A 23,986-nucleotide genomic window follows, 5' to 3' on the forward strand; every position below is an offset into this window, starting at 1 on the left:
TCACATACGACTACTTCGCAGTGAAAAGCATATTTAAAATATCCTGATAAATGGGCTGTAACTGTTCTGATGGTACTTTTAAAGGTGTTAATCGACGGTATATGGTGCCCTCGATCATCACGGCGGTGATCTCCACGCAGCAGCGGATATGTTCGTCACTGAGGTGGGGAAATTGCTTTTTCAGGTGCGTACAGGCGTTGGCAAACATGCGGGCTTCTGCCTCGATAAGCATGGTCGCCACCTGTGGGTTGCGTGTTGCTTCGGCGGACATTTCGAGCATCAGCGCATCGTCATCTTCGTTAAGCGTCATGCGTGAGGCGAGGGCTTCCGGCATCCCTTCAACCAGCGTTTTACCCTGCATCTCTTCAATGCGCGAGTCGATGATGCGGCGGATCATCTCTTCGATAATCGCGTCTTTGTTACTGAAATAACGATAGATTTGCCCGACGCTGAGCTTCGCCTCGCTGGCGATTTGCGACATGCTGGCCGCGTGGAATCCGCTGGCGCGAAAGCAGCGTCGTGCCGCAGTGATGATCTCGTCCTGGCGTATTTTTTGGCGTTCTGCAAGCGTTGGGCTCATCGTCGGTTACCGTGAAAAAGTGAGAATGATCGTTCTCATTATACGTTTTAAGAGCGTATTGGAAAGAGTTTTTTTATTTACATATTGAATGAATATTTCCAGCTAAAAAGAATGAAGGAATTAAGGAGTTTCTGTGAAGGAGAGGCTGTGCGATATTAAGAATGCACAGAAAATAAGGAGAACAATATGCACCTGAGCACGACCGATAATGTCACGCAGCAAGAGAAAGACGAGTTATTAACGGGATTAAGAGCCTACAACGGGCAATTTTTGGATCTGACGACCTTTAGCGGCGATATTGGCGTTTACGTGCGAGATGATAAAGGCGCAATGTTGGGCGGGTTAATCGGTGTACGTAAAGGCGACTGGTTAAACATCGATTTTCTGTGGGTCAGCGATAGCGTGCGGGGTTCCGGCGTGGGTAGCCAGATTATCAAAACGGCAGAAAATGAAGCCCGACGCAAAGGCTGCAAGCACGCGCTGGTGGATACAGCCAGTTTCCAGGCGCGCCCGTTCTATGAAAAGCAGGGATACCAGCTACAGATGTCCCTGCCAGACTACCCGTATCCGGGAATGCAGCGGCACTACCTGACCAAATCCCTCTAGCCACCTATCCCGTGGCCGATCACTGCTAAGGCATGACGCACAATGATGTCCGGCGAGAGGGCTTGTAGCCTCTCGTCATTGCGCATCCGCGAGAAGGGCACCAGTACCAGGCTCAGTAGCGTGGTGAATAGCAGCTCCGGTGCAAGCTCACGATTCAGTTTTCCTTCCTGCTGCCAGCGTGTGATAGCGGTCAGCGTTGTCTGATATTTTTCATCGCCAAATCGCGCGTGCAGATGCGTGCGCAGAACCGGCATCTCGCCGATCACTTCCTGCATCCACAGCGGCGCAAACCAGTGGTGTTGCCCGGCCAAATCAGCCAGAGCCTGCACCATCTGTGTCAGGGCATTTACCGGGGTGTCCGGGTTTTCGGCGAAAATAGCACTGATTTTGCTGCGTAATGGCAGGAAACGTTCCTCAATCATCGCATCAAGCAGCTGTTCCCGGGAGTTAAAGTAGTAGTGCAGCATCGCAGGCGTCACGCCCGCTTCTTTCGCAATCGCGTTCAGCGACGTATTGGCAATTCCCTGCCGGGAAAAGAGATGCAGCGCGATATCCAGCAACTGCTCGCGGCTGGCGGTAACACGTTTGCCACCGCGCGGACGGCCAGGGCGGCGGGGTTCAGAATTGTCCTTTTGTGCTGACATGGTCACAGTATCTCTTGATCTTATTCATCACTTACACAAATATTAATTATCCAATTAATTAATTTCAAGTGATGTCTTATGGAGTCCGACGTAATGGCTCAAACTGCGCAAAAAGCGCCGTCGATAAAGCTGCTGTTCAGCGCGCTGCTGCTGGTGATGCTGCTTTCCGCGCTGGATCAGACGATTGTCTCCACGGCGCTGCCAACCATTGTGGGTGAACTGGGCGGGCTGGATAAGCTCTCCTGGGTGGTCACGGCCTACATTCTCAGCTCTACCATCGTGGTGCCGCTGTACGGCAAATTTGGCGATCTGTTTGGCCGGAAAATCGTCCTGCAAATTGCGATTGTGCTGTTCCTGGCAGGCTCCGTGCTGTGCGGGCTGGCGCAAAACATGACCCAGCTGGTGCTGATGCGCGCCCTGCAAGGGCTGGGTGGCGGCGGGCTGATGGTCATCAGTATGGCCGCCGTGGCGGACGTTATTCCGCCTGCCGAGCGTGGACGTTATCAGGGGCTGTTTGGCGGCGTGTTCGGCCTGGCGACCGTCATCGGGCCGCTGATTGGCGGTTTCATCGTGCAGCACGCCTCCTGGCGCTGGATTTTCTACATCAACCTGCCGCTGGGACTGTTTGCTCTGCTGGTGATTGGTGCGGTCTTTCATGGCAGTGCCCGGCGCAGCAAGCACGAGATTGACTACCTGGGGGCGATTTACCTCAGTATGGCGCTGCTGTGCATCATTCTGTTCACCACGGAAGGCGGGACTATTCGCCCGTGGAACGACCCGCAGCTGTGGTGCATTCTGGCTTTTGGCCTGACGGGGATCATCGGGTTTATCTACGAGGAACGCCTGGCCTGGGAGCCGATTATCCCGCTGTCGCTGTTCCGCGACCGTAGCTTCCTGCTCTGTAGTCTGATTGGTTTTATTATCGGGATGTCGCTGTTTGGTTCGGTGACTTTCCTGCCGCTCTATTTGCAGGTGGTGAAAGACGCCACCCCAACGCAGGCCGGTTTGCAGCTGATCCCGCTAATGGGCGGCTTGCTGCTGACCTCGATTATCAGCGGGCGGATCATCAGCCATACCGGGAAGTACCGCCTGTTTCCGATCCTCGGCACGCTGTTGGGTGTGGTCGGGATGGTGTTGCTGACGCGAATTTCGATTCACTCTCCGACCTGGCAGCTGTACCTGTTCACCGGCGTTCTGGGGATGGGGCTTGGGCTGGTGATGCAGGTGCTGGTGCTGGCGGTGCAAAATAGCGTGTCGGCAGATCAGTACGGTGTGGCGACCTCGGGTGTCACGCTGTTTCGTTCCATCGGCGGGGCGATTGGCGTCGCGCTGTTTGGCGCGGTGTTCACGCACATGCTGCAATCCGGGCTGACGGACCGTTTACCGGAAGGGGCTAACCTGCCGCGCTCACTGGATCCGACCGCCATTCATCACCTGCCGGAGGCCCTGAGGCTGGATTATCTTGATGCCTTCGGCTCGGCTATCCACGCCGTGTTCCTGCTGGCCGCAAGCATTATGGTGCTGGCATTTGTGCTGTCGTGGTTTTTACGTGAAGCGCCGCTGCGACGCCGTGAGGCGTGAGGTTAGCGGTTCGTCTATTTGTTGCGAGTCGCTTTCCTAATTTGAAAGGTCACGCTTGTCTTCTCCTCTGGCGCAGGCGCATGATTTGGTCTGGTCAATAAATCGGCAGAGGTTGCAATGGAACGCAAAGCAAAGCTATTTAAAAAGGGGCGAAATCAGGCCGTTGTTCTGCCTGCGGAATTCGCATTTGATACAGAGAATGTTTATATCCGTCGGGATGAGCAGGGGAATGTTGTTCTGACGGCAATGTCAGAGAAAGCGCGGCACAGGGAAATCTTTTTGCGTTTACTAAAACAGACGCATGTGCCTGATTCGTTTCTGAGTAAAGAGGAACGCAATCAAAGCTATACGACAAGAGATCCTTTTGCAGGGCTAGAGTGAATGCGGCATATGCTGGATACAAACATGGTGAGCCACCTGGTAAAGCAACATCCTGCGGTGGTCAATCAATATTCCCGAATAGCGCCCGAAGAAATGTGTATTTCAAGCGTAACGGAGGCCGAGTTGCTTTATGGCATTGCCAAAAAGCAGAGCATTACATTACAAGAAACCATCCTGGAATTTCTTAAAACCATCACCATTTGTCACTGGGACAGTGACGCCGCAGCCATTTACGGCAAACTGCGTGCAGACATGGAAAAGCGTGGAAAAGTGATGGGCGATCTCGACCAGCTGATTGCCGCACACGCGATCAGCAGGGGAACCACGGTGGTCACTAACGATCACGCTTTCGCGATGGTGCAGGATCTTACGGTAGAGGACTGGACTACCGTTGCCTGACCCCACGTCCGGTGGCGCTACGCTTACCGGGCCTACAACGACCACTCACGTAGGCCGGGAAAGCGCAGCGCCACCCGGCAAAAAACCGTATATAACTTATCCTTCTTATTGATTCCTTTTCGGTTTTTAGCCCGCCGCCGCGTTGTCGATATAGTCATCAAAACGTTTATCAAAAGGAACTGTCTGGTGAAATTTCGATTGGGTGCTCTGGTTCTCGCGGGCCTGCTGCTGGTGGGCTGTGATCAAGGTGGCAGCGATGCCAAACACATTAAAGTCGGCGTGATTAACGGCGCGGAGCAGGATGTGGCGGAAGTCGCCAAAAAGGTCGCAAGAGAGAAATATGGCCTGGATGTCGAGCTGGTGGGCTTTAGCGGCTCGCTGCTGCCAAACGATGCCACCAACCACGGTGAACTGGATGCCAACGTCTTCCAGCACCGCCCGTTCCTGGCAGAAGATAACAAGGCGCACGGCTACAAGCTGGTGGCGGTAGCCAATACCTTCGTCTTCCCGATGGCCGGTTATTCCCGCAAGATTAAATCCGTGGCCGACCTGAAGGATGGCGCGACCATTGCCATTCCGAACGACCCGACCAACCTCGGCCGTGCGCTGTTGCTGCTGCAAAAAGAGAAGCTGATTACCCTCAAACCAGACGTGGGCCTGTTGCCGACGGCGCTGGATATCACCGCAAATCCCAAAAACCTGAAAATCATGGAGCTGGAAGGGGCGCAACTGCCGCGCGTGCTGGATGACCCGAAAGTCGATGTCGCCATTATCAGCACCACCTATCTCCAGCAAACCGGACTGTCACCGGTGCATGACGGGGTATTTATCGAAGACAAAAATTCACCGTACGTGAACATTGTGGTGACGCGTGAAGACAACAAAGACGCCGAGAACGTGAAGGAGTTTATTCAGTCGTATCAGTCACCTGAGGTGGCGAAAGCGGCAGAGACTATCTTTAACGGCGGCGCGGTGCCTGGCTGGTAAGCATTCCGGCGGGGAAACCCGCCTTTTCATATTGACCCGATTCCATCGATCATCGCCCTTTAGCCCACATCGCAAAACGGCTCCTCTGGCTATTCTCCTTATCACATCAACCGGAGGATAACCCATGAACATCACCCACATTCGTAATGCTACCCAGCTGATGACCTACGCCGGAAAACGTTTTTTAATTGACCCGATGCTTGCACCAAAAGGCGCGTATCCCGGTTTTCCTGGCACGGCGCGCGCAGACATTCGCAACCCGATGGTCGAACTGCCTGTTGACGTAAAAACGCTGCTGGATGCCGATGCGGTGATCGTCACCCACACTCATGACGATCACTGGGATCAAGCGGCCATTGAGCTGATCGCCAAAGACAAACCTGTCTACGTGCAAAACGACAGCGATGCCGCGCTGCTGCGCAGGCAGGGGTTCACTCACCTGACGGTGATGACTGAAGAGACAACCTTTGGCGATATCCGCATCACGAAAACCCACGGCGGCCAGCACGGTACCGATCGCGCTTACGCCGTGCCGGAGCTGGCAGAACGCCTGGGTGAAGCCTGCGGCGTGGTCTTCCGCCATCCTGACGAAAAGACGCTGTACATCGCAGGCGATACCATCTGGCGTGAAGAGGTGGCGGCAGATCTGCAAAAACACCAGCCGGATGTAGTCGTACTGAATGCCGGTTACGCGCATGTGCTGGGTTTCGGGCCGATTATCATGGGCGAGCAGGATGTGCTGAACGTCCATTTCCTGTTGCCGCAGGCGCAGATTGTGGCGGCCCATATGGAGGCGATCAATCATTGCCTGTTAACGCGCCACGCACTGCGTGAGTACGCCGAAGCCAATCAGTTCAGTGAAGTGCTGAGCATTCCAAAGGACGGCGAAAGCGTTATATTCTGAACATCACCAGGGGAAAGGAGAGACCGATGCCGCCAGTAAACGTTGCGATTGTCGCGGTGGACGGGTTTAGCCCGTTCCACTACTCCGTTCCCTGCATTCTGTTTGGCGATACGGTATCGGGTGAAAAGCGATTTAATGTCACGATCTGCGCCGAAAAGCCGGGATTACTGACCTCCAGAGACGGTTTTGCGCTCAATGCCACGCAGGATTATTCCGCGATTGTGCAGGCCGATATCGTGGTGGTGCCTTACTGGCAGCACGTTCTGGAACGCCCGCCGCAGAGACTGCTTGATGGTCTGAACCAGGCAAGGGACAACGGCGCGGAGATCGTCGGGTTGTGCCTGGGCTCGTTTGTGCTGGGCTATGCGGGCATTCTCGACGGCAAACGTGCGGCAACGCATTGGGAGTTCGAACGCCAGTTTGCGTCACAGTTCCCCGATGTGCAGCTGGATATCAACGCGCTCTATGTTGATGACGACAACATCATCACGTCCGCGGGCACCGCTGCCGCACTGGATTGCTGTTTGTATATTATTCGCCAGCGCTTTGGCAGCGTGGTGGCGAACCAGATTGCCCGGCGAATGATTGTGCCGCCTCACCGTGAAGGCGGGCAGGCGCAGTTTATTGCCCAGCCTGTGCCAAAAGACACCCGTGATGCGCAGATTAACTGCCTGATCGATTATCTCCAGCAGCATATTACCGAACCGCATAATCTGGACTCTCTGGCGGAGATTGTTTCCATGAGCCGTCGCACCCTGACCCGCCATTTTATGAAAGCCACTGGCATGAGCGTCGCCGACTGGCTGACCGCCGAGCGCCTGCGGCGCAGCCAGATCCTCCTTGAAGCCGGCAATCTGCCGATCGAAAACGTGGCCGAACAGGTGGGGTTTGTGTCGGCGGTGACCTATCGCCAGCAGTTTAAGGCGCGTTTTGGGGTCAGCCCGGCGGAATGGCGCAAGACGTTCCGGACTCATTTGTAGGCCGGGTAAGCGCAGCACCATCCGGCGTTTATCCCAGCCGCTCCATCTTCGTTTCTCCTTCCGCCATCGACAGCTGATACAGTGAAAACGAACGGTGTTTTTCAATCAGCTTAGCCAGCTCCGGCGAGTGGCTGGTGAGCCAGATCTGCGAGTAGCGGCTGGCCTCGGCAATCAGGCTCGCCAGCGCGGGCAGCATCTGCGGATGCAGGCTGTTTTCCGGCTCGTTGAGGGCGATAAAGGCCGGAGGGCGCGGGCTTAGCAACGCCACCGCCAGGCACAGGAAACGCAGCGTGCCATCGGAGAACTCAGCTGGCTCCAGCGGTCTGCTTAATCCTTCGCGCTGCATCATCATGCGAAAACGTCCGCCCGAATTGTCGCTGTAAAACACGCAGCCGGGGAATGCCTGATCGAGGATGCGCATCAGCAGCAGCTCGTCGCCAATCTCGACAATCGTCTGAAACGCCGCGGCCAGGTTGGAACCGTCGCTGGCCAGCACTGGCGAGCGGAAGCCAACCTGTGGGGCACGGATCGCCGAGCCGGATGAGACTGAAAATTCGTGATAAAAGCGCCAGTTACGCAGGGATTCGCGCATCTGCGACACTTCCGGGTAGAGATGCGGTTCGCCGAGCTGCCCGAACACCGATTCGTTCTCGTACAGCGTGCCGCTGTGGGTCACTTTTTCGTGATGCACGTTATTCAGAAACACGGCCTGGTTCTTGCGCTTCATCAGCTGTGACGAGGGGCGGCGATGCTGGCCGCTCAGCCAGATCGACTCCTCTTTAATCACCGGGTCGAGCTGAAACTGCGACGGATAGGGCAGCTTTTCGACAAAGCCCACCTGTAATTCGTATTCGTAGGTTTCGGTTTCCACCGCCAGGTTCATGCGCCGCAGCTGGTCGCTGCGCGTTTTACCTGCCCAGAACACTTTCAAAATCCCGCCCTCATTCGCCAGCGCCTGAGAAAACTGCCCCTGCGCCGCGCTGTGCATCAGGTAAATCGCCTTATAGATATTCGATTTCCCGGTGCCGTTTGGACCGAAGACGATGTTGAGCTGTTCCAGCTCCAGCGACATATCACGGATTGAGCGGTAATTCTGAATGTGCAGGGTGTTTATCATCATTTTATGCCTTTGATAAATAGTCGTCTTTTTGGCTTCCCCAGCCTGAGGGACATTGGGTTAACCAGCAGCGTAATCTGCCAGCCTTTCGAGCGGGAAATGCAGCGATGCATCCTGGCGAAAGGCATCCAGTAAATACTCAACCGTGGCTTTCACGCGCGGCGCGACCAGCGCACGGTGGGGATACTGGATAACCATCTCGTAATTACCGGGGTCGTGCTGACCGACCAGCACGGCTTTAAGCGCCCCGGCCTGCAAATGCGCCAGCGCGTGATGTACGCCCACCTGAGCAATACCCAGCCCCAGCAGTGCCGCCTGCGTCTGGGCTTCCGGTGCGGAGAGCGTCACTGCCGCGGCGTCTGGCTCAAGCGTGGTCAGGCTACCATCGCTTCCCCTGAACCCCCACGGCGAGACACGCCCCCCCAAAAAACGCCGGGCGATAAGATGATGATTCGCCAGGTCGGCAGGTGTTTTGGGTACGCCGCAACGCGCCAGATACTCAGGCGAAGCAACCAGCGCGGTTTTGAGCTGGCAGACGGGCCGTGAAATCAGCGACGAATCGACAATGCGCCCGCCGCGAATGGTCAGGTCGTAGCCGTCGGCAATCAGGTCTGTCACCCGGTCGTCAAAATCCACTTCCACAGAGATACCCGGATAACGCACCCGCAGCCCCGGCAGCACCGGGAGCAACTGTTCGCGCCCGAAGGCGGCGCTGGTGGAGATGCGCACATGGCCGCGGGTTTCCATTTTGCGTGCCACCACGGCGTCCATCGCCGTGTCCAGCGCGCCGATAGCAATCCGCGCCTGCTGCAAAAAGGCGGTTCCTTCTTCGGTCAGACTCAGCGTACGCGTGGTGCGGTTCATCAGCCTGACGCCCAGCGCCTGCTCCAGCCCGGCAATGTTTTTACTGACTGCGGCAGGGCTGATCCCCTGGCTGCGTGCGGCGGCGGCAAAACTGCCCGCGCTGGCGGCTTCTACGAACGAGACAATTGCGCGAACGCGCTGTGATAACTCCATCTTTCACTCCCGTATTCACAACCTGAAGTTGATTATCTATCAACCATAACCCTAATTCTCGTTACGAGTAAACGGGCACATACTCTCGCCATCAACCCACAGTGAGGAACTTGTATGAACGTGTCCGAGCCTGCTTATTTCATTTTTGATGTGGTTATTCATGACCCTGCGGCGATGCAGTCGTACCGGGAAAAAGTCGAGGCCAGCTATAAAGCCTTTGGTGGTAAACGCCTGGTGATGGGCGGCCAGTGCGACACCGTGGAAGGCAACGGCCCGCAGGGGATGCTGGTGATGTTGCAGTTCGACAGCGCGGAACAGGCGCACGCCTGGCACGATTCCCCTGCTTATCAGGAGATCATTCACTACCGTCAGGCCGCCGCCAGTACGAACGCCTGGCTGGTAAAAGGCGTAATGCCGGAACAACAATAAAGGAGACACCCATGAAAACCTTAGCGATTGTATCCCACCCTTATGCATCTCAGTCTCGTATTATCAAGGCATTACAGCAGACAGCGGAAGGTGTAGATAACGTCATCGTCCGCAACCTGGAAGCGATGTACGGCAACGACGTAAACGCGATTGATGTGGCGGCAGAGCAAGCGGCTTATGACGGCGTTGACCGCGTGGTGTTTATCTACCCGACTCACTGGTTCAATCTGACGCCGATGCTGAAAGGCTATCTGAATGAAGTGTGGCAGTACGGCTGGGCGTTTGGTGCGGGTGGCGATGCCCTGAAAGGGAAAAGCCTGATGGTGGTCACTTCCGCAGGCGCCAGTCCGTTTACGTACTCCCACGAAGGGCTGATCCAAAGTTCGATGGATGAGGTACTCAGCCCCATGAAAGCCAGCGCGCTGTATGTGGGCATGAACTGGCTGCCACCGCTGGCGTTTTATGAAGTGGCGGCGGCGAATCGCGACAAGTTACCGCAGTTCAGCCAGGCGTTGGCTCAGGCGCTGAGCGCAGCGTAAAAAAAAGACGACAGTGAGGGTGTCGTCTAAACGGGGTACTGCCTGGGGCCTCTTTCGTTCCATGGACCCTTCGCATACTTTCTTTCAGGTGATAGCCAGGCGCAGACCTAAATCGTCCGGATAGGGATCAAAATAGTTTTGCGTCATCAGATACCGGTCAGGATATTCGGCCATGTAGTGTTTGAGCAGAGTCAGCGGCGCGAGAATTGGCAGCAGCCCGTCGCGATAGTGCAGGATCACATCGCGCAGTTCGCCACGCTGGCGGCTGTTGAGCTGATTTCGGAAGTAGCCCTGAATATGCATCAGCACGTTGGTGTGATTTTTCCGCGAGGCAGGTTGCTTCAGGATCGCCATCAGTTTATCCCGGTACGCCACAAAGAAAGCGTCCAGATCTTCCCACTCGTGCAACGAAGCGACGAACGGGCCGATCTCGCGGTAGCCCGCCTGATGGTGCGCCAGCAGCTGTAGTTTGTAGCGGCTGTGGAAATCCAGCAGCGTGCGGCGCGTCAGGCCGTTGGCTCGCAGGGTATTCAGCTCATGCAGGGCAAATACGCGCTCGATGAAGTTTTCCCGTAGCACCGGGTCGTGCAAACGACCATCTTCCTCCACGGGCAGCCACGGCCTGGTTTCAAGGAGGGCGGCGGTGAACAGCCCGACACCCTCCTTGCGGCCCCGGTTGCCGTTTTCATCATACAGACGTACGCGCTCCATGCCGCAGCTTGGCGATTTCGCACAGACTATAAATCCCGCCAGATCGTCGATTTTAGGCAGGTAATCCGCCGTAAAATCCGCCATTTTCTGCGTGAGATTTTCGTGAGGAGGCTTGCTGAAACGCAGTTGCGTGTCGCCGCTATCTGTCAGCGTTAAACGAATGGCAGGGCGCGGCGTAGGCAGGCCAATCGCCATTTCAGGGCAGACCGGCCTGAAGCTGACCCACTGGGCCAGTTCATCCATGACAAAGCCCATACGCTTGTGTCCGCCGTCAAAGCGAACGGCGGAACCGGTCAAGCATCCGCTAATACCCAGCACAGGTTTCGTTGTCATGGTATGTACCTCCAGAGTCATACTTAAAACTTACACAACATGCGTAATTTGTCCAAGTATTAGCGGGGTTATTTTTTCTTTCCGTTTAAAATCAATGGGAATTAACTACCCTTGTAAGTCGAGTAACCGTACTGGCTAAGCAGAACCGGGATGTGCAGCTTTTCGTTGGTGCGGGTCACGGTGAACAGCACCGGGATCTCCGGGAAGAACGTGTCCAGCTTCTTCGCGTGGAAGTAATTAGCCGTTTTGAACGTTACTTTGTAGATGCCTGGCTGCATATCCTGATCCTCCGGATAGAGGGATTTGATGCGTCCGTCCTGGTCGGTTTTGCCGCTGGCAAGCGGGGTCCATTTATCCTGCTGCTGCTTTTCCAGCGTGACGGTAACGCCCGGAGGTGGTGTCCCGGTTTGCTGGTCAAGAACGTGAACGCTCAGCGTACCGACAGGGGCGCTAAACGCGGCGGGGGCAAAGGCCATGGCGGCCAGGATCAGCAGGGGAGTTGTCTTTTTCACGGTCTTTTCCTGTGGAGTTATCAGTCACAGGAAAACGTTAGCATCTGTGGCGCGGGAAAATATTCAACTTTTCGTGAAGTTTCCCGCAGAGGAAAATAATCAGAGGATAATGACGTCCAGCGATACCTGCTGCTGCCACTGCGCCACCTGTTTTTTCCGCACCGCGGTGAGTTTGCCGCGGGTCACCAACAGCCATTTCCTGTCCGGAAAAATCTCCGGTGCCAGCATGGCAGGAGGCGTGGGCAAAATGTCGATACGGTGACCCTGGCCGGTACGCGTTAAGGCTTCGAGCCAGACTTCGCACGGGTCGTTCAGGTACCAGCCGGTGAGCAGGAGGTTGTCGCCCGGGGCTTTTTTATCGCCCTCCAGGCAAAACGAGGTATAGGCGATGAGGATGCCGTCGAGGATTTCACGCAGCGTCATGGCGGCGGGAACGTTGGCTGAAACCTGGCTGCGTAGCGGACGCAGGACGTTTGCCACCAGTTCTGCCCTCGGATATTCCCGGCCAGCGTCGTAGATCATCTGGCGCAGGGACTCGATTTTGCCCTCTTTGAGACGTTCAAGCATGGTCTGTTGCAGCGTCTGCCAGTTGTTGGTGCGACGCGGCACCGGGCGTTCCAGCAGCGGTTTGACCTGGCCAATCGGCACGCCTTTTTTCACCCAGTCGAGGATTTTCAGCGCCTGCTGCACATCTTCTTCGCTGTAAAGCCGGTGGCCCCCCTCGGTGCGCTGCGGCTTGAGCAAACCATAGCGGCGCTGCCACGCGCGCAGCGTGGTAGCAGTGATGCCGCTGAGTCTGGCAAATTCGCCGATGGAGTAGGCCATGTCTGTATCCGAAGAGGTGGAAAAATCTCAATATACTACGAATTTTCCCCAACGGGATGAAGCGGCAGAACGCTGCACTACACTTAACATCCAACCGCGTAAATGAAAGGAATTCTCATGAAGCTATGGCCTGTTGTCACCGGTGTCGCCATTGCCCTGACTCTGGTGGCCTGTAAATCACCCACGCCGCCGAAAGGCGTGCAGCCTATTACCGGCTTTGATGCCAGCCGCTATCTCGGCAAATGGTATGAAATCGCCCGCCTGGAAAACCGCTTTGAGCGCGGGCTGGAGCAGGTGACGGCAACCTATGGCGAGCGCAGCGACGGTGGCATTAGCGTCCTTAACCGGGGTTACGATCCGGAGAAGAACGAGTGGAACGAGAGTGAGGGTAAAGCGTACTTTACCGGTGCGCCGACTACGGCCGCGCTGAAGGTGTCGTTCTTCGGCCCGTTCTACGGCGGGTATAACGTGATCAGGCTGGATGATAAGTACCAGTACGCGCTGGTGAGCGGCCCGAACCGCGACTACCTGTGGATCCTGTCGCGCACGCCAACCATCCCGGATGCGGTGAAGCAGGATTACCTGAAGACTGCACGTAGTTTGGGGTTCCAGGTGGATGAACTCGTGTGGGTTAAGCAGTGAAGATCGTGCTTTCTTCGTAGGGTATTACTGGCCTGCCTGGATAGACTTCCGTTAAAAGCGCAACGGGAGACGACGAGATGAACTGGCAGCCTTTTCGCGGCAATGCGCCGGCGAATATGACCATTTTTAGCGCCTCATTTCCCGACGTTAGCGACCAGTGGCCGATGAAAGACGACACTGCGCGGGAGATCGCTGCGCTTGATCGGGCGCTGAAAGCCGATCCGGCACTGCGACCGCCGCTGATTGAATTCGAAGAAGGAGGGCAGGCGGTGCTTGTCCCTCAAAACCGTTATTCTGAGCAGGCTTACCGCAATCGCCCGGCGCTGGAAGCCTGGCGCACCCGGCTTGTCCCCACTGCGCTGGCGCTGTTTGTGGTACAAAATCCGCTGGAAGACCGCCTCCCAGAAGGCACAAAAATGGACAGCGACAGCCGCCAGTGGTTTATCCATGCCAACGATGCCATCGGCGTACGTTCCCGCGCAAAGGTGCTGTCCGCACTGGTAGATAAGTACATCCACAACGAGAGTGAGAACAACTGGGTGAGCCTGGCGAGCGGTGCCGCCATCCCGGTACTGGAGGCGCTGCGTAATGCGAAGCTCGACGGTCAGCAGGTGTATCTGACGCTGGTGGATAAAGACCCGGTTGCTCTGCGCTGGGCGGAAACCATGGCCGCGCAGGAAGGGCTGACCGTGGGTGAACAGCTGACTTTGCTCAGACGCGATCTGGTGCATACCCTGGTGCGTAATGAGGATCTCCTGCTTGAGCTGGGTGATCATCAGGCCGAACTGGTCGACGCGCTGGGGATTTTCGAGTATTTCAATGACGCCGATGCGGCGATTTTTTTGCAACGCGCGCTGCGGCTGGTGAGGCCTGGCGGCGCGGTGATTGTGTCGAACATGCTGACCAGTAGCCCGCAAATCGACTTTACCCTGCGCTGCATTGGCTGGGAACACATCTTCCCGCGCTCGTTGCAGCAGTTGCAGGATATTCACCTCGCGGCGGGTGTGCCGGTGGAAAATGTCACCGTGATTGTGCCGAAGGATGGGGTGTATGCGGTGATGGAGGTGCGGGCGTAGTTCAGCGGATCCCCTCTCCCTTTGGGAGAGGGTTAGGGTGAGGGGGGACAGGCCGCACAGATTGACTTGAAATACGGTGCTTGTCCGAACATGATCCCCCGATGAAAATAGAAACCGCCATCCCCTCACAATTCGAACGTCTTGTCGCGATCTGGGAATCTTCTGTTCGTGCCACTCACCATTTTTTGCAGGAAAGCGATATTGCAGCGCTGCGCCCGTTATTGCTTAACGCGTATTTACCCAACCTCCGGGTCGTGATTGCTCGTGATGAAACGGGAGCGATTCACGGCTTTTTAGGCGTCGATGAAAACCGTATTGAAATGTTATTTGTCGATGACGTAAGCCGTGGGAAAGGTGTGGGCAAATTACTGCTGAAATACGCCATTGAGCATTTTGGTGCGAACGAAGTGGATGTTAACGAGCAAAACCCGCAGGGCGTCGCGTTTTATCGCCATATGGGGTTTGAGCAGGTTGGCCGCTCAGCGCTGGACGGGCAAGGGAATCCGTTTCCGCTGCTGCATATGCGGTTGGGGGAATAGTATTTACCCCGCTGGGGCTCGGGAATTCCCCTCAAAAATGTCTGCACGGTTGTCCTCTCTCCCTTTGGGAGAGAGGACAACGTCACCGAACATGAATAATGATGCTTATTATGAGTTCTTAACCCTTGGTGGAACTTGTAAGTCCGGCTTACAAGTTGCTTGCGACAGCTTTTCCTCTTCCTGATCCAGTTGCTGATCGATTGCGAGGCTCATTTCCTCTGCCATATCTTTAACTCGCAGCTAGCTTTCCGGTGGACGGGATGCAATCGCTTCATTTAACGTTTTCATTTTGTTGCCTCCAGGCTTACCCGTCTGTTTTGTTATCCAGGTTTCCGGAAAAACTAATGAGCCAATGCACCCTGTATTTCGGTCAACTTCGCTTGCGCTTGTTTGTAATCGTCCAGCAACTTCTGTTCGTTCTCGTTATACGCCATCAACACGATGCAGCCTTTCATGACCTTCACCGTAACCTGATGTCCGGTTTCAAACCCCGCTGCGCGCAGCCATTTGCCGGAAAGAATAATATTGGGTGTAGATTTGTCGTGAACCTTCGGGCGATATCCCACAATTAACGAACGCTCGGTTCCGGTTTCGTCGGTGTCTGGGGTAGAATGCAAATCAGCCATAATCAACTCCTTGATAGTTGGTGAGGTTAGACGCTCCGGTTGTGTTCCCGCACATCGGGGCGTTGCTAGTACAGGAGGTTTAGGTGGCCTCCTATGTGTGTCAGAGTAGATGGATAGGTGGCCTCATGTCAATCATTTCGCGCGAAAAAAAACCAAAAGGCGGCGGGCAGTCTCCGCAGTTTAAGATGCGTATTGATCCGGCATTGAAGGAGCAATTGGATGCTGTTGCTGCTGAGGAAGGGGTGAGTTTGGCTAGTTGGTTAAAGGGGTTGGCCAGAGAAGCATTACTTGTTCGAGGAATTAACCCAAAAGGTTAAATCGGAAAAAAATGGCATAACTTTTTGCAAGTTATGCCATTGGTCACAAGCAATTTAGTGTGTGTAGACAGAGTTAACAAACTCAGTATTCATGCGACCTCTTTGATTATATCAGTTTCCATAAGGGGTTCTCAATTCCTTTTTTTGGAGCAGTTTTTCAATAATAGATGCCTCATTATCCCATTCTACAAACCAAGAACGAGATGAGAGTGTTTCGTATATATGAAGTGTTTCATCAAGTGGGTAATTGTTTTTTTCTAAAGTGATAGATATGATTTTAAGTTTATCTTTTTTTGTTATGTATGGGCATGAAATGGAGTCAAAGAAAATGTGTGATTGCTCTGAGTGAATTAGTGAGCTGTTTTCGCTCATCATTACTTTAATCCTGGAAACGATTTTGTTTTTAATTGTGCGGTATTTCTTATCACTCTTGATATAAAAAAGACCGACCATCATTTCGAAGTAATGGCATGTATTGTCATTTATGCCGAGTATATCAAGCAATTTATCACTAGATATCTTTGTGTTTTCAGAAAAAGATCCTAGTGTGATTATTAAATTTAAAATCTCTAAACTGTAAACTGGTTTGTTCTTGATGAAGAAATTAAGTATTGATGTTGATTCATCACTTATTTTTTTTAAAATGCGCTCTTTTTTTTCTTCTCGTATATTATCTGATAACCTCTTTAAGATGATGACTATTTGGCTAACTAAATATGTGCTTCGGACGCGTAAATCCATCGAGTAAATGAAAAATGTTAGTTCAAGTAAAATTAAAATAAAGCGACACAATCTTTCTTCTTGTATTTCATTTTCTATATTTTTCAAGTCACGATCTAAAGCAGATACTTTGATTTTTATTAATGTAAATAAATATCCAGTAATGCTGTTGAACTCAACATTTGAATCTTTAATTAAGCACTTGATATCTCTAATTGTTCTATTGGCTAGAAGGTCATAGCGATTTAGATTTTTAATTATCGAAATGTTATGATGAGGAGTTGATTCTTCATCATTAAAATTAGCTGTTGTTTCTGATTCTTGGATATCGAAAAGTGCTTCTAGTCTTTCCTGAATTTTAATTTTAGCAGATGTTACTGATGTTATTATGGGGGTTTTATATTCTAAGTATTTGGATTCATTGCAATAAAGTTTATATTTTTCTAGTTCTTTCTTAATGGTTTTTAAAACGCTATCTCGTATGCTTTCTTTGTTAAAAAATAAAAAATAGTCATCAACATATCTTTTTATTACATAATCATTTCCTTCATGTAATTCATCTATGGATAATGATTTTTTAATCTGTATGTCAATTGATTGAAGTATAATCTCTGCAAAAATTCTAGAAAATTCAGGGCCAATAACAATACCATGAGTTCTTCCATAATTCGCTTGCTCTAAAGCAGAAGAGAAAGCATTTTCAAAATTATTGTGTTTCCTTGCTTCTTTTGCTATCTCTTCACTTCTTAAACTAGTCATTAGCATTGAGGTTGTAATTGAATCAAAGCATTTTGAAATGTCTAATTTCAATAGTGAATGGAATTTTTTTTCTATCTTATGAAATTCATAACTATCATAAAATTTATATAAAAAATCATATCTTTTATATTTGAAAAAAGAGCTGGCATATTTAGGTGGGACATTTTCGATATCACCTTCTACGCCTTCATCTTTATATTTCTCATGAGCTCTAAAATTAGATTTTTCGTAATATAAGCTAGCTACACTATTAGCTGCTCTTAAGCTATAAGAGCTTCTTGAGCACAAGTGTGTCATCAGTGTTGAGTATTTTTTATATAACTCAGTGAACTTGATTTGGCTTGATGGGTGTATGAGATATAATTTTCTGTCAGAATTTTTGTCTTTTTTAATATAATATTCATATGGTTTTTTATCTGTATAATGTAGTAGTATCTCAGAAAGGAAGGGTGAATTTTTTATTGTCTTGTTTTTTAATGATTTATAAAACCCTTCATTGGTAAAAATAAATGGGAGTTCATAAGGCAAGACATCAGTTAGTAGAACTCTATTAAAGTCACTTTTAGTTAGTTTAATATATCTAGACACGTTCAACTCCAACACTGTTTGATTTTCTGAATGTCATTTTGCGAGAACCTATGAAAAATAGCTTGACTATGACCTTTTATAAAGCAATGGGCGATCAGTTTTCTTCTAGTTGATAAAGGGATTTTTTGAACTGCTTTTCCAATAGAATTCGCTTTCTTACAAAATAGTAATTTCTTAAGATAATCATTTAGGACTGATAAATTATCATATGTATTTATAAATTTATTGTTATAATAAATCCCACCTTTCAATGCATGCGTATCTTCTTCAGAATATTCTTTTTTATAATTCGTGTCTATTTTTACAGTGTAATTGCCAGTGAGGAATTGTATTCTTTTAATAAGTAAGTTTTCATCACAATCTTTATAATATGAAAGAATCGCATGTATAATTCTTGTTTTTATTTTCTTTATTTTTTTTTCAGACATATCAATGGTTAACTTTCGCAGTTTATCATCGTTATTAATTCGATGTATGCAATAGTCATAACCAAGGAAATTGAATTTAATGGTTTTATCGATAGCATCTACTGATGCTATTTTATAAGTGTTTGACTTGCTGTTCAGCGATAAATCTTTTTCGGAAAATATATTGATCAAACAGTTCATGTCGATTTTTTCATCATGAGTTACTATGATAATATCATCTACATAGCGAGCATAAAAGTAAACTCCAGCTTGCGAGCGAATATGCGCATCAATTTCTTCCATGTAAATCTCTGAAAGAACTGAGCTTATTGAAAGCCCGCGAGGTAATCCCTGTGTAGTAGGCGCTATACTTAGATTAAGGGATTTTAATATTTTTAAACTTAAATGAGATAATATATTATCTGATTCTAGTTTCTTTATTAAGTATTCAAAGTTAATTGTTTCAAAAAAATCCTTAACATCCAGCCTTATTAAATTATACGATGATGTATCCGAAAGAATATTGGCTACTTGAGAGATTATGTCTTCTTTATGTGAATACTTTATTCTGTATAATCTTTTTATGTTATCCGATATTTTTCGCAGGGCATAATATTCTTCCGGTGAACTTACTCTGTATACTGTTTTATGATTATAAGTGAACGTATTAAGGGTATGAAATGTGAAGGTTTTATTTGTGATCTTACTAGCAATTGTTGAAAGTGACGTAATATATTCCGATACATTTCTCCCTAGTTTATAATCAATTATCTCTTTTTTTGTGGTTAATTTTAAAAGTGTTTTATCGTCAAACGATTGATTCAGCATTTTAATATATCCTTATAATACTTTACTGAGAAATATATTTCAAAAAACCATAAAAGAAAAGTATTGCCGAGAATAATGATATAATAATATAAGGTATGAATGATAGGTAATTATCAAGCCACGTGCTGAGTTTTATTTCATTTTCAATGGGAGTATTGCTTTGTGACTCTTCTCTTTTTCTCTCAGTTTTGCCATATATAAATTCGAAATTTTTGTGGTTCAGTGATTTTGATTTTAAAATTTCATATTTTATTCTGATTTTCTTTGTCTTCTTGATGTTCTCTAGATCCCAGGGGAGATCAGATATATGATCGATCTTAGATATTAGTTCATTAATTTCTTCACCGCTAACTCTCATTTTTTCGGACTTAATTGAATATGATGAAAATGCAACAACAATTGATAGTGTTGCAATTGTAATAGATGATAATAGTTGGACCAATTCTAGAACGTTAGGATCAAAAGTTTTTCCATCCGAATATTTTTGTATTAGGGTGATAAAAATTAAAATAAAGGAAGATAACGATAATGAAAATAAGGAGTAATTATTTAATCGATCGTAGCGGCGAGCAGAAAAAAAACGTGCGTAAGCAGTGGATTTCATTCTTTTTCTAAGTAACATTAAACTCGAGTGCATTTGAATTATCCATTGTTATCTAAGCTATTTACTATAGCAAATGAAGTATGAATTCATCAAATTGATAAAATGATAGTTAATAAAAATTTGGGAAAATATAGTCATTTTTGGCGGAAGATCACAGGAGTCGAACCTGCCCGGGAACGCTGGCGCCCCCAACTGGATTTGAAGTCCAGCCACCTCACCGGAGATGACGATCTTCCGCGCCTGCATTGCTACATGGAGGCGGGGCGCATTATAGCTACTTTCAGGCATTTACCACATACCCCGACACACTTTTTTCACGTCTCTTTTGACCTGCATTAAGCCATTTCAGTTAATTCCTAAGAAAATCCTCACGTTAGCACTTTGTGCTCATCAACTTTTATCGCGATCACAAAAAAGAAGAAACATAACCTGCTAACCAGAAATCACAATACCCGCCCCTTCACCAATGGTTTACAACATGTGAAACCGGTCTCAGCGCCTCTTACAGCGTGAAGGATAAAAAAAAATGAGTGAAGTTCTGTCAGTAAAAGAGAAGATTGGGTACGGCATGGGTGACGCCGCCAGCCACATCATTTTTGATAACGTGATGCTGTACATGATGTTTTTCTACACCGATATCTTCGGCATCCCCGCCGGGTTTGTCGGGACGATGTTCCTGCTGGCGCGTGCGCTAGATGCGATCTCCGATCCGTGCATGGGCCTGATTGCCGACCGCACCTGCAGCCGCTGGGGTAAGTTCCGGCCGTGGATACTGTTTGGTGCTATCCCGTTTGGCATCGTCTGCGTGCTGGCGTACACCACGCCGGATCTCAGCCATAACGGGAAACTGATTTACGCTGCCGTCACGTACACCTTGCTGACCCTGCTCTACACCGTGGTCAACATCCCTTACTGCGCGCTGGGCGGGGTTATCACCAACGACCCAACACAACGTATCTCCCTGCAATCCTGGCGCTTTGTCCTGGCAACGGCGGGCGGAATGCTCTCCACCGTGCTGATGATGCCGCTGGTGAACCTGATTGGCGGCGAAGACAAAGCTTTTGGATTCCAGGGCGGGATTGCCGTGCTGTCGGTGGTCGCGTTCCTGATGCTGGCGTTCTGCTTCTTCACCACCAAAGAGCGCATCCAGGTGCCGCCAAGCACCACCTCCATGCGTGAAGACCTGCGCGATATCTGGAACAACGACCAGTGGCGTATCGTTGGTGTGCTCACCATCCTCAACATCCTTGCCGTGTGCGTGCGCGGCGGGGCGATGATGTACTACTGCACCTGGATCATGGGCTCGCCGGAAATTTTCGTCGCGTTCCTCACTACCTATTGCGTCGGCAACCTGATTGGCTCCGCGCTTGCCAAACCGCTCACTGACTGGAAATGCAAAGTCAGCATCTTCTGGTGGACCAACGCCGCCCTGGCGGTGGTCAGCGTGGCGATGTTCTTCGTGCCGTTCCACGCCACGATTTTGATGTTCGCCTTCATCTTTGTGATCGGCGTGCTGCACCAGCTGGTCACGCCAATCCAGTGGGTGATGATGTCCGACACCGTCGACTACGGCGAATGGACTAACGGCAAACGCCTTACCGGCATCAGCTTTGCGGGCACGCTGTTCGTGCTGAAACTCGGCCTGGCGCTGGGCGGGGCAATGATTGGCTGGATGCTGGCAGGCGGTGGCTACGATGCCGCAGCCAAAACGCAAAACAGCGCGACCATCAGCATTATTGTTGGCCTGTTCACGCTGGCACCGGCGGTGTGCTATGTGCTGAGCGCCATCATCGCCAAACGCTATTACACGCTGAAAACGCCATTCCTGACCAAAATCATGGGCGAGCTGGCGCAGGGCGCGCGCCGCAACCAGCAGGAGTTTGAGAACCTGCCGGTCAGCAAAGAATTACAGAACTAAGAGGACGATAAGATGAAAATCAGTGATGGAAACTGGCTCATTCAACCGGGCCTGAATGTCACTTACCCGGTGCAGGTATTCGATGTGGAACAGCAGGGCAACGACCTGGTGGTCTACGTTGCGCCGCGCGATGTGCGCGAGCGCACCTGGCAGCTCGATACCCTGATGTTTACGGTTCGTCTGTTCGCACCGCAGGAAGGGATTGTCGGGGTGCGCATTGAGCACTTCCAGGGGGCGCTGGATAACGGCCCGCATTATCCGCTGAACGTACTGAAAGACGTAAAGGTAGAGATTGAAAACAATGCGGAATTTGCCGAGCTGAAAAGCGGTAACCTCAGCGTGCGTGTCACTAAGGGGGAGTTCTGGGCGCTGGATTTCCTGCGCAATGGCCAGCGTATTACCGGCAGCCAGCTGAAAAACAACGGCTACGTGCAGGACAGCAACACCGATCGCAACTATCTCTTCGAACGTCTGGATCTGGGCGTGGGCGAAACGGTCTACGGGCTGGGCGAGCGCTTTACCGCGCTGGTGCGCAACGGCCAGACGGTCGAAACCTGGAACCGCGACGGCGGCACCAGTACTGAACAATCGTATAAAAATATCCCGTTCTATCTCACTAACCGCGGCTACGGCGTGCTGGTGAATCACCCGGAGAACGTCTCGTTTGAAATCGGCTCTGAGAAAGTCTCCAAAGTGCAGTTCAGCGTTGAAGGCGAGCATCTGGAATATTTCGTGATCGACGGCCCGACGCCGAAAGCGGTATTAAACCGCTATACGCAGTTCACCGGGCGTCCGGCGCTGCCGCCGGCATGGTCTTTCGGCCTGTGGCTGACCACCTCGTTCACCACCAACTATGACGAAGCCACGGTAAACAGCTTTATCGACGGTATGGCTGAGCGCGACCTGCCGCTGCACGTTTTCCACTTCGACTGCTTCTGGATGAAAGCCTTCCAGTGGTGTGATTTCGAGTGGGATCCGGTAACCTTCCCGGACCCGAAAGGGATGATCCGCCGCCTGAAAGAAAAAGGGCTAAAAGTCTGCGTGTGGATCAACCCGTACATTGGCCAGAAATCGCCGGTGTTTAACGAACTGAAAGAGAAAGGTTATCTGCTTAAGCGCCCGGATGGCTCTGTATGGCAGTGGGACAAATGGCAGCCAGGCCTGGCGATTTATGACTTCACCAACCCGGAAGCCTGCAAATGGTACGCCGACAAGCTGAAAGGCCTGGTGGATATTGGCGTGGATTGCTTCAAAACCGATTTCGGCGAACGTATCCCGACCGATGTGCAGTGGTTCGATGGCTCGGATCCGCAGAAAATGCACAACCATTACGCCTATATCTATAACGAACTGGTGTGGAACGTACTGAAAGAAACCGTTGGCGAAGAAGAGGCAGTGCTGTTTGCCCGTTCCGCTTCTGTAGGGGCGCAACAGTTCCCGGTGCACTGGGGCGGCGATTGCTACGCCAACTATGAATCGATGGCAGAAAGCCTGCGCGGTGGGTTGTCGATTGGCCTGTCTGGCTTTGGCTTCTGGAGCCACGATATTGGCGGGTTCGAAAATACGGCCCCGGCGCATGTCTACAAACGCTGGTGCGCGTTCGGGCTGTTCTCCAGCCATAGCCGCCTGCATGGCAGCAAATCCTACCGTGTGCCGTGGGCGTACGATGACGAGTCCTGCGACGTGGTGCGCCACTTCACCCAGCTGAAATGCCAGTTGATGCCGTATTTGTATCGTCAGGCTGCGCTGGCGCGTGAGCTGGGCACCCCGATGCTGCGGGCGATGATGCTGGAATTCCCGGACGATCCGGCGTGTGATTATCTCGACCGCCAGTACATGCTCGGTGATTCCATGATGGTTGCGCCGGTGTTCTCCGAAGCGGGTGATGTGCAGTTTTATCTGCCGGAAGGACGCTGGACACACCTGTGGCACAACGATGAAATCCAGGGCAGCCGCTGGCATAAACAGCAGCACGACTTCCGCAGCCTGCCGGTGTATGTGCGCGATAACACCCTGCTGGCGCTGGGTAACAACAACCAGAAGCCAGACTACGCGTGGAACGAGGGCACTGCCTTCCAGCTGTTTAACCTGGGCGATGGCGCAACGGCTGTCAGCGAAGTGCCTGCGGCAAATGGCTCGGTGGTGTTTACGCTGAAGGCCACACGCAGCGGCGGCACGGTGACCATCAAAGGTGAAGGTGAGGCGCGAAACTGGTCCGTCTGCCTGCGTAACGTGCAGCAGGTGAGCGGCGTGAAGGGCGGTTCACATGCGGGTAGCGAGTGGGGCGTGGTGGTAAAAGCCGAGGGGAATGAGGTGGTGGTTAACCTTTAATTCCCCTCACCCTGACCCTCTCCCCAAAGGGGCGAGGGAAGGGTTTGCACCCTCTCCCTTTCAGGGAGAGGGCTGGGGTGAGGGTG

At 51.3% G+C, this 23,986-nt stretch carries 26 protein-coding genes and 1 tRNA gene; 15 read left to right on the forward strand and 12 right to left on the reverse strand.

What is annotated here, in order from left to right; genetic code table 11:
* Nucleotides 1-10: 10 nt before the first annotated feature.
* A complete protein-coding gene (locus tag M987_RS06210) occupies nucleotides 11-580 on the reverse strand; it encodes a TetR/AcrR family transcriptional regulator (RefSeq protein WP_014068306.1) in 570 nt (189 codons plus the stop codon).
* 186 nt (nucleotides 581-766) lie between these two features.
* Between M987_RS06210 and M987_RS06215 the strand changes: the two genes are divergently transcribed.
* Nucleotides 767-1,186 (forward strand): GNAT family N-acetyltransferase, encoded by a 420-nt coding sequence (locus M987_RS06215; RefSeq protein WP_014068307.1) that lies wholly within the window; start codon nucleotides 767-769, stop codon nucleotides 1,184-1,186.
* Here M987_RS06215 and M987_RS06220 read toward each other — a convergent pair.
* Nucleotides 1,183-1,830 carry a TetR/AcrR family transcriptional regulator gene (locus M987_RS06220; protein ID WP_014068308.1) on the reverse strand — a complete coding sequence of 216 codons (648 nt, stop codon included), beginning with the start codon at nucleotides 1,828-1,830 and terminating at the stop codon, nucleotides 1,183-1,185. The genes M987_RS06215 and M987_RS06220 overlap by 4 nt on opposite strands.
* Before the next feature lie 93 nt (nucleotides 1,831-1,923).
* Here M987_RS06220 and M987_RS06225 point away from each other — a divergent pair, with 93 nt between their 5' ends.
* The 6 genes from M987_RS06225 to M987_RS06250 all read left to right on the forward strand — a co-directional run bounded on the left by M987_RS06225 (nucleotide 1,924) and on the right by M987_RS06250 (nucleotide 7,062).
* Complete coding sequence (locus M987_RS06225; RefSeq protein ID WP_014068309.1) at nucleotides 1,924-3,411, forward strand: MDR family MFS transporter; 1,488 nt, start codon at nucleotides 1,924-1,926, stop codon at nucleotides 3,409-3,411.
* Between the two features lie 117 nt (nucleotides 3,412-3,528).
* On the forward strand, nucleotides 3,529-3,792 hold the full coding sequence (locus tag M987_RS06230) for an antitoxin (RefSeq protein WP_014068310.1): 264 nt from the start codon (nucleotides 3,529-3,531) through the stop codon (nucleotides 3,790-3,792).
* Nucleotides 3,793-4,191, forward strand: a complete 399-nt coding sequence (locus M987_RS06235; protein ID WP_014068311.1) for a type II toxin-antitoxin system VapC family toxin — start codon at nucleotides 3,793-3,795, stop codon at nucleotides 4,189-4,191.
* A gap of 186 nt (nucleotides 4,192-4,377) precedes the next feature.
* On the forward strand, nucleotides 4,378-5,178 hold the full coding sequence (nlpA, locus tag M987_RS06240) for a lipoprotein NlpA (protein WP_014068312.1): 801 nt from the start codon (nucleotides 4,378-4,380) through the stop codon (nucleotides 5,176-5,178).
* 124 nt (nucleotides 5,179-5,302) lie between these two features.
* The gene (locus M987_RS06245) at nucleotides 5,303-6,082 is read left to right on the forward strand and encodes an MBL fold metallo-hydrolase (protein WP_014068313.1); all 780 of its coding nucleotides are present in this window, start codon (nucleotides 5,303-5,305) and stop codon (nucleotides 6,080-6,082) included.
* A 26-nt stretch (nucleotides 6,083-6,108) separates the two neighbouring features.
* Complete coding sequence (locus M987_RS06250) at nucleotides 6,109-7,062, forward strand: GlxA family transcriptional regulator (RefSeq protein ID WP_014068314.1); 954 nt, start codon at nucleotides 6,109-6,111, stop codon at nucleotides 7,060-7,062.
* 28 nt (nucleotides 7,063-7,090) lie between these two features.
* Here the strand turns inward: M987_RS06250 and M987_RS06255 are convergent, their stop codons facing one another.
* Together M987_RS06255 and M987_RS06260 are read right to left on the reverse strand one after the other, a co-directional pair.
* Nucleotides 7,091-8,179, reverse strand: a complete 1,089-nt coding sequence (locus M987_RS06255) for an AAA family ATPase (protein WP_041161975.1) — start codon at nucleotides 8,177-8,179, stop codon at nucleotides 7,091-7,093.
* Between the two features lie 60 nt (nucleotides 8,180-8,239).
* The gene (locus M987_RS06260) at nucleotides 8,240-9,196 is read right to left on the reverse strand and encodes a LysR family transcriptional regulator (RefSeq protein WP_014068316.1); all 957 of its coding nucleotides are present in this window, start codon (nucleotides 9,194-9,196) and stop codon (nucleotides 8,240-8,242) included.
* A 114-nt stretch (nucleotides 9,197-9,310) separates the two neighbouring features.
* On the opposite strand from M987_RS06260, the gene M987_RS06265 reads away from it, so the two are divergent.
* Nucleotides 9,311-9,625, forward strand: coding sequence for a DUF1330 domain-containing protein (locus M987_RS06265; protein WP_014068317.1), 315 nt, complete (start codon nucleotides 9,311-9,313; stop codon nucleotides 9,623-9,625).
* An 11-nt stretch (nucleotides 9,626-9,636) separates the two neighbouring features.
* Nucleotides 9,637-10,164 carry an NAD(P)H-dependent oxidoreductase gene (locus M987_RS06270; protein WP_014068318.1) on the forward strand — a complete coding sequence of 176 codons (528 nt, stop codon included), beginning with the start codon at nucleotides 9,637-9,639 and terminating at the stop codon, nucleotides 10,162-10,164.
* An 84-nt stretch (nucleotides 10,165-10,248) separates the two neighbouring features.
* On the opposite strand, the gene M987_RS06275 is transcribed toward M987_RS06270, so the two are convergent.
* The 3 genes from M987_RS06275 to M987_RS06285 form a co-directional block, all read right to left on the reverse strand.
* Nucleotides 10,249-11,208 carry a YbgA family protein gene (locus tag M987_RS06275; protein ID WP_014068319.1) on the reverse strand — a complete coding sequence of 320 codons (960 nt, stop codon included), beginning with the start codon at nucleotides 11,206-11,208 and terminating at the stop codon, nucleotides 10,249-10,251.
* Between the two features lie 101 nt (nucleotides 11,209-11,309).
* Nucleotides 11,310-11,684, reverse strand: a complete 375-nt coding sequence (gene uraH, locus M987_RS06280) for a hydroxyisourate hydrolase (RefSeq protein WP_425359152.1) — start codon at nucleotides 11,682-11,684, stop codon at nucleotides 11,310-11,312.
* Nucleotides 11,685-11,819: 135 nt separating this feature from the next.
* Entirely contained in the window at nucleotides 11,820-12,545 is a 726-nt protein-coding gene (locus M987_RS06285) for a MerR family transcriptional regulator (RefSeq protein ID WP_014068321.1), read from the reverse strand.
* A gap of 117 nt (nucleotides 12,546-12,662) precedes the next feature.
* Between M987_RS06285 and M987_RS06290 the strand changes: the two genes are divergently transcribed.
* From M987_RS06290 to M987_RS06300, 3 genes are all read left to right on the forward strand, one after another.
* Nucleotides 12,663-13,187 (forward strand): lipocalin family protein, encoded by a 525-nt coding sequence (locus M987_RS06290; RefSeq protein WP_014068322.1) that lies wholly within the window; start codon nucleotides 12,663-12,665, stop codon nucleotides 13,185-13,187.
* A 77-nt stretch (nucleotides 13,188-13,264) separates the two neighbouring features.
* Nucleotides 13,265-14,263, forward strand: a complete 999-nt coding sequence (locus M987_RS06295; protein ID WP_014068323.1) for a class I SAM-dependent methyltransferase — start codon at nucleotides 13,265-13,267, stop codon at nucleotides 14,261-14,263.
* A 101-nt stretch (nucleotides 14,264-14,364) separates the two neighbouring features.
* Nucleotides 14,365-14,802 carry an acetyltransferase gene (locus M987_RS06300; RefSeq protein WP_014068324.1) on the forward strand — a complete coding sequence of 146 codons (438 nt, stop codon included), beginning with the start codon at nucleotides 14,365-14,367 and terminating at the stop codon, nucleotides 14,800-14,802.
* A gap of 341 nt (nucleotides 14,803-15,143) precedes the next feature.
* On the opposite strand, the gene M987_RS06305 is transcribed toward M987_RS06300, so the two are convergent.
* Nucleotides 15,144-15,428, reverse strand: a complete 285-nt coding sequence (locus M987_RS06305; RefSeq protein ID WP_014068325.1) for a SymE family type I addiction module toxin — start codon at nucleotides 15,426-15,428, stop codon at nucleotides 15,144-15,146.
* Between the two features lie 125 nt (nucleotides 15,429-15,553).
* Between M987_RS06305 and M987_RS06310 the strand changes: the two genes are divergently transcribed.
* Complete coding sequence (locus M987_RS06310) at nucleotides 15,554-15,745, forward strand: toxin-antitoxin system HicB family antitoxin (RefSeq protein ID WP_014068326.1); 192 nt, start codon at nucleotides 15,554-15,556, stop codon at nucleotides 15,743-15,745.
* A 111-nt stretch (nucleotides 15,746-15,856) separates the two neighbouring features.
* Here M987_RS06310 and drt3b read toward each other — a convergent pair whose 3' ends face one another.
* The 4 genes from drt3b to M987_RS06330 all read right to left on the reverse strand — a co-directional run bounded on the left by drt3b (nucleotide 15,857) and on the right by M987_RS06330 (nucleotide 19,887).
* On the reverse strand, nucleotides 15,857-17,812 hold the full coding sequence (drt3b, locus tag M987_RS06315) for an antiviral reverse transcriptase Drt3b (protein ID WP_014068327.1): 1,956 nt from the start codon (nucleotides 17,810-17,812) through the stop codon (nucleotides 15,857-15,859).
* A 2-nt stretch (nucleotides 17,813-17,814) separates the two neighbouring features.
* On the reverse strand, nucleotides 17,815-19,047 hold the full coding sequence (drt3a, locus tag M987_RS06320) for an antiviral reverse transcriptase Drt3a (RefSeq protein ID WP_014068328.1): 1,233 nt from the start codon (nucleotides 19,045-19,047) through the stop codon (nucleotides 17,815-17,817).
* Nucleotides 19,048-19,069: 22 nt separating this feature from the next.
* Nucleotides 19,070-19,684 carry an SLATT domain-containing protein gene (locus M987_RS24620; RefSeq protein WP_014068329.1) on the reverse strand — a complete coding sequence of 205 codons (615 nt, stop codon included), beginning with the start codon at nucleotides 19,682-19,684 and terminating at the stop codon, nucleotides 19,070-19,072.
* 108 nt (nucleotides 19,685-19,792) lie between these two features.
* Nucleotides 19,793-19,887: transfer RNA gene (locus M987_RS06330), tRNA-Sec, on the reverse strand.
* 290 nt (nucleotides 19,888-20,177) lie between these two features.
* On the opposite strand from M987_RS06330, the gene M987_RS06335 reads away from it, so the two are divergent.
* Both M987_RS06335 and yicI read left to right on the forward strand, forming a co-directional pair.
* A complete protein-coding gene (locus tag M987_RS06335; RefSeq protein ID WP_014068330.1) occupies nucleotides 20,178-21,569 on the forward strand; it encodes a glycoside-pentoside-hexuronide family transporter in 1,392 nt (463 codons plus the stop codon).
* Between the two features lie 12 nt (nucleotides 21,570-21,581).
* A complete protein-coding gene (gene yicI / locus M987_RS06340; protein ID WP_014068331.1) occupies nucleotides 21,582-23,900 on the forward strand; it encodes an alpha-xylosidase in 2,319 nt (772 codons plus the stop codon).
* The last annotated feature ends 86 nt before the right edge of the window (nucleotides 23,901-23,986 follow it).

It is taken from the genome of Enterobacter soli ATCC BAA-2102 (assembly GCF_001654845.1).
Classification (GTDB): Bacteria; Pseudomonadota; Gammaproteobacteria; order Enterobacterales; family Enterobacteriaceae; genus Enterobacter; species Enterobacter soli.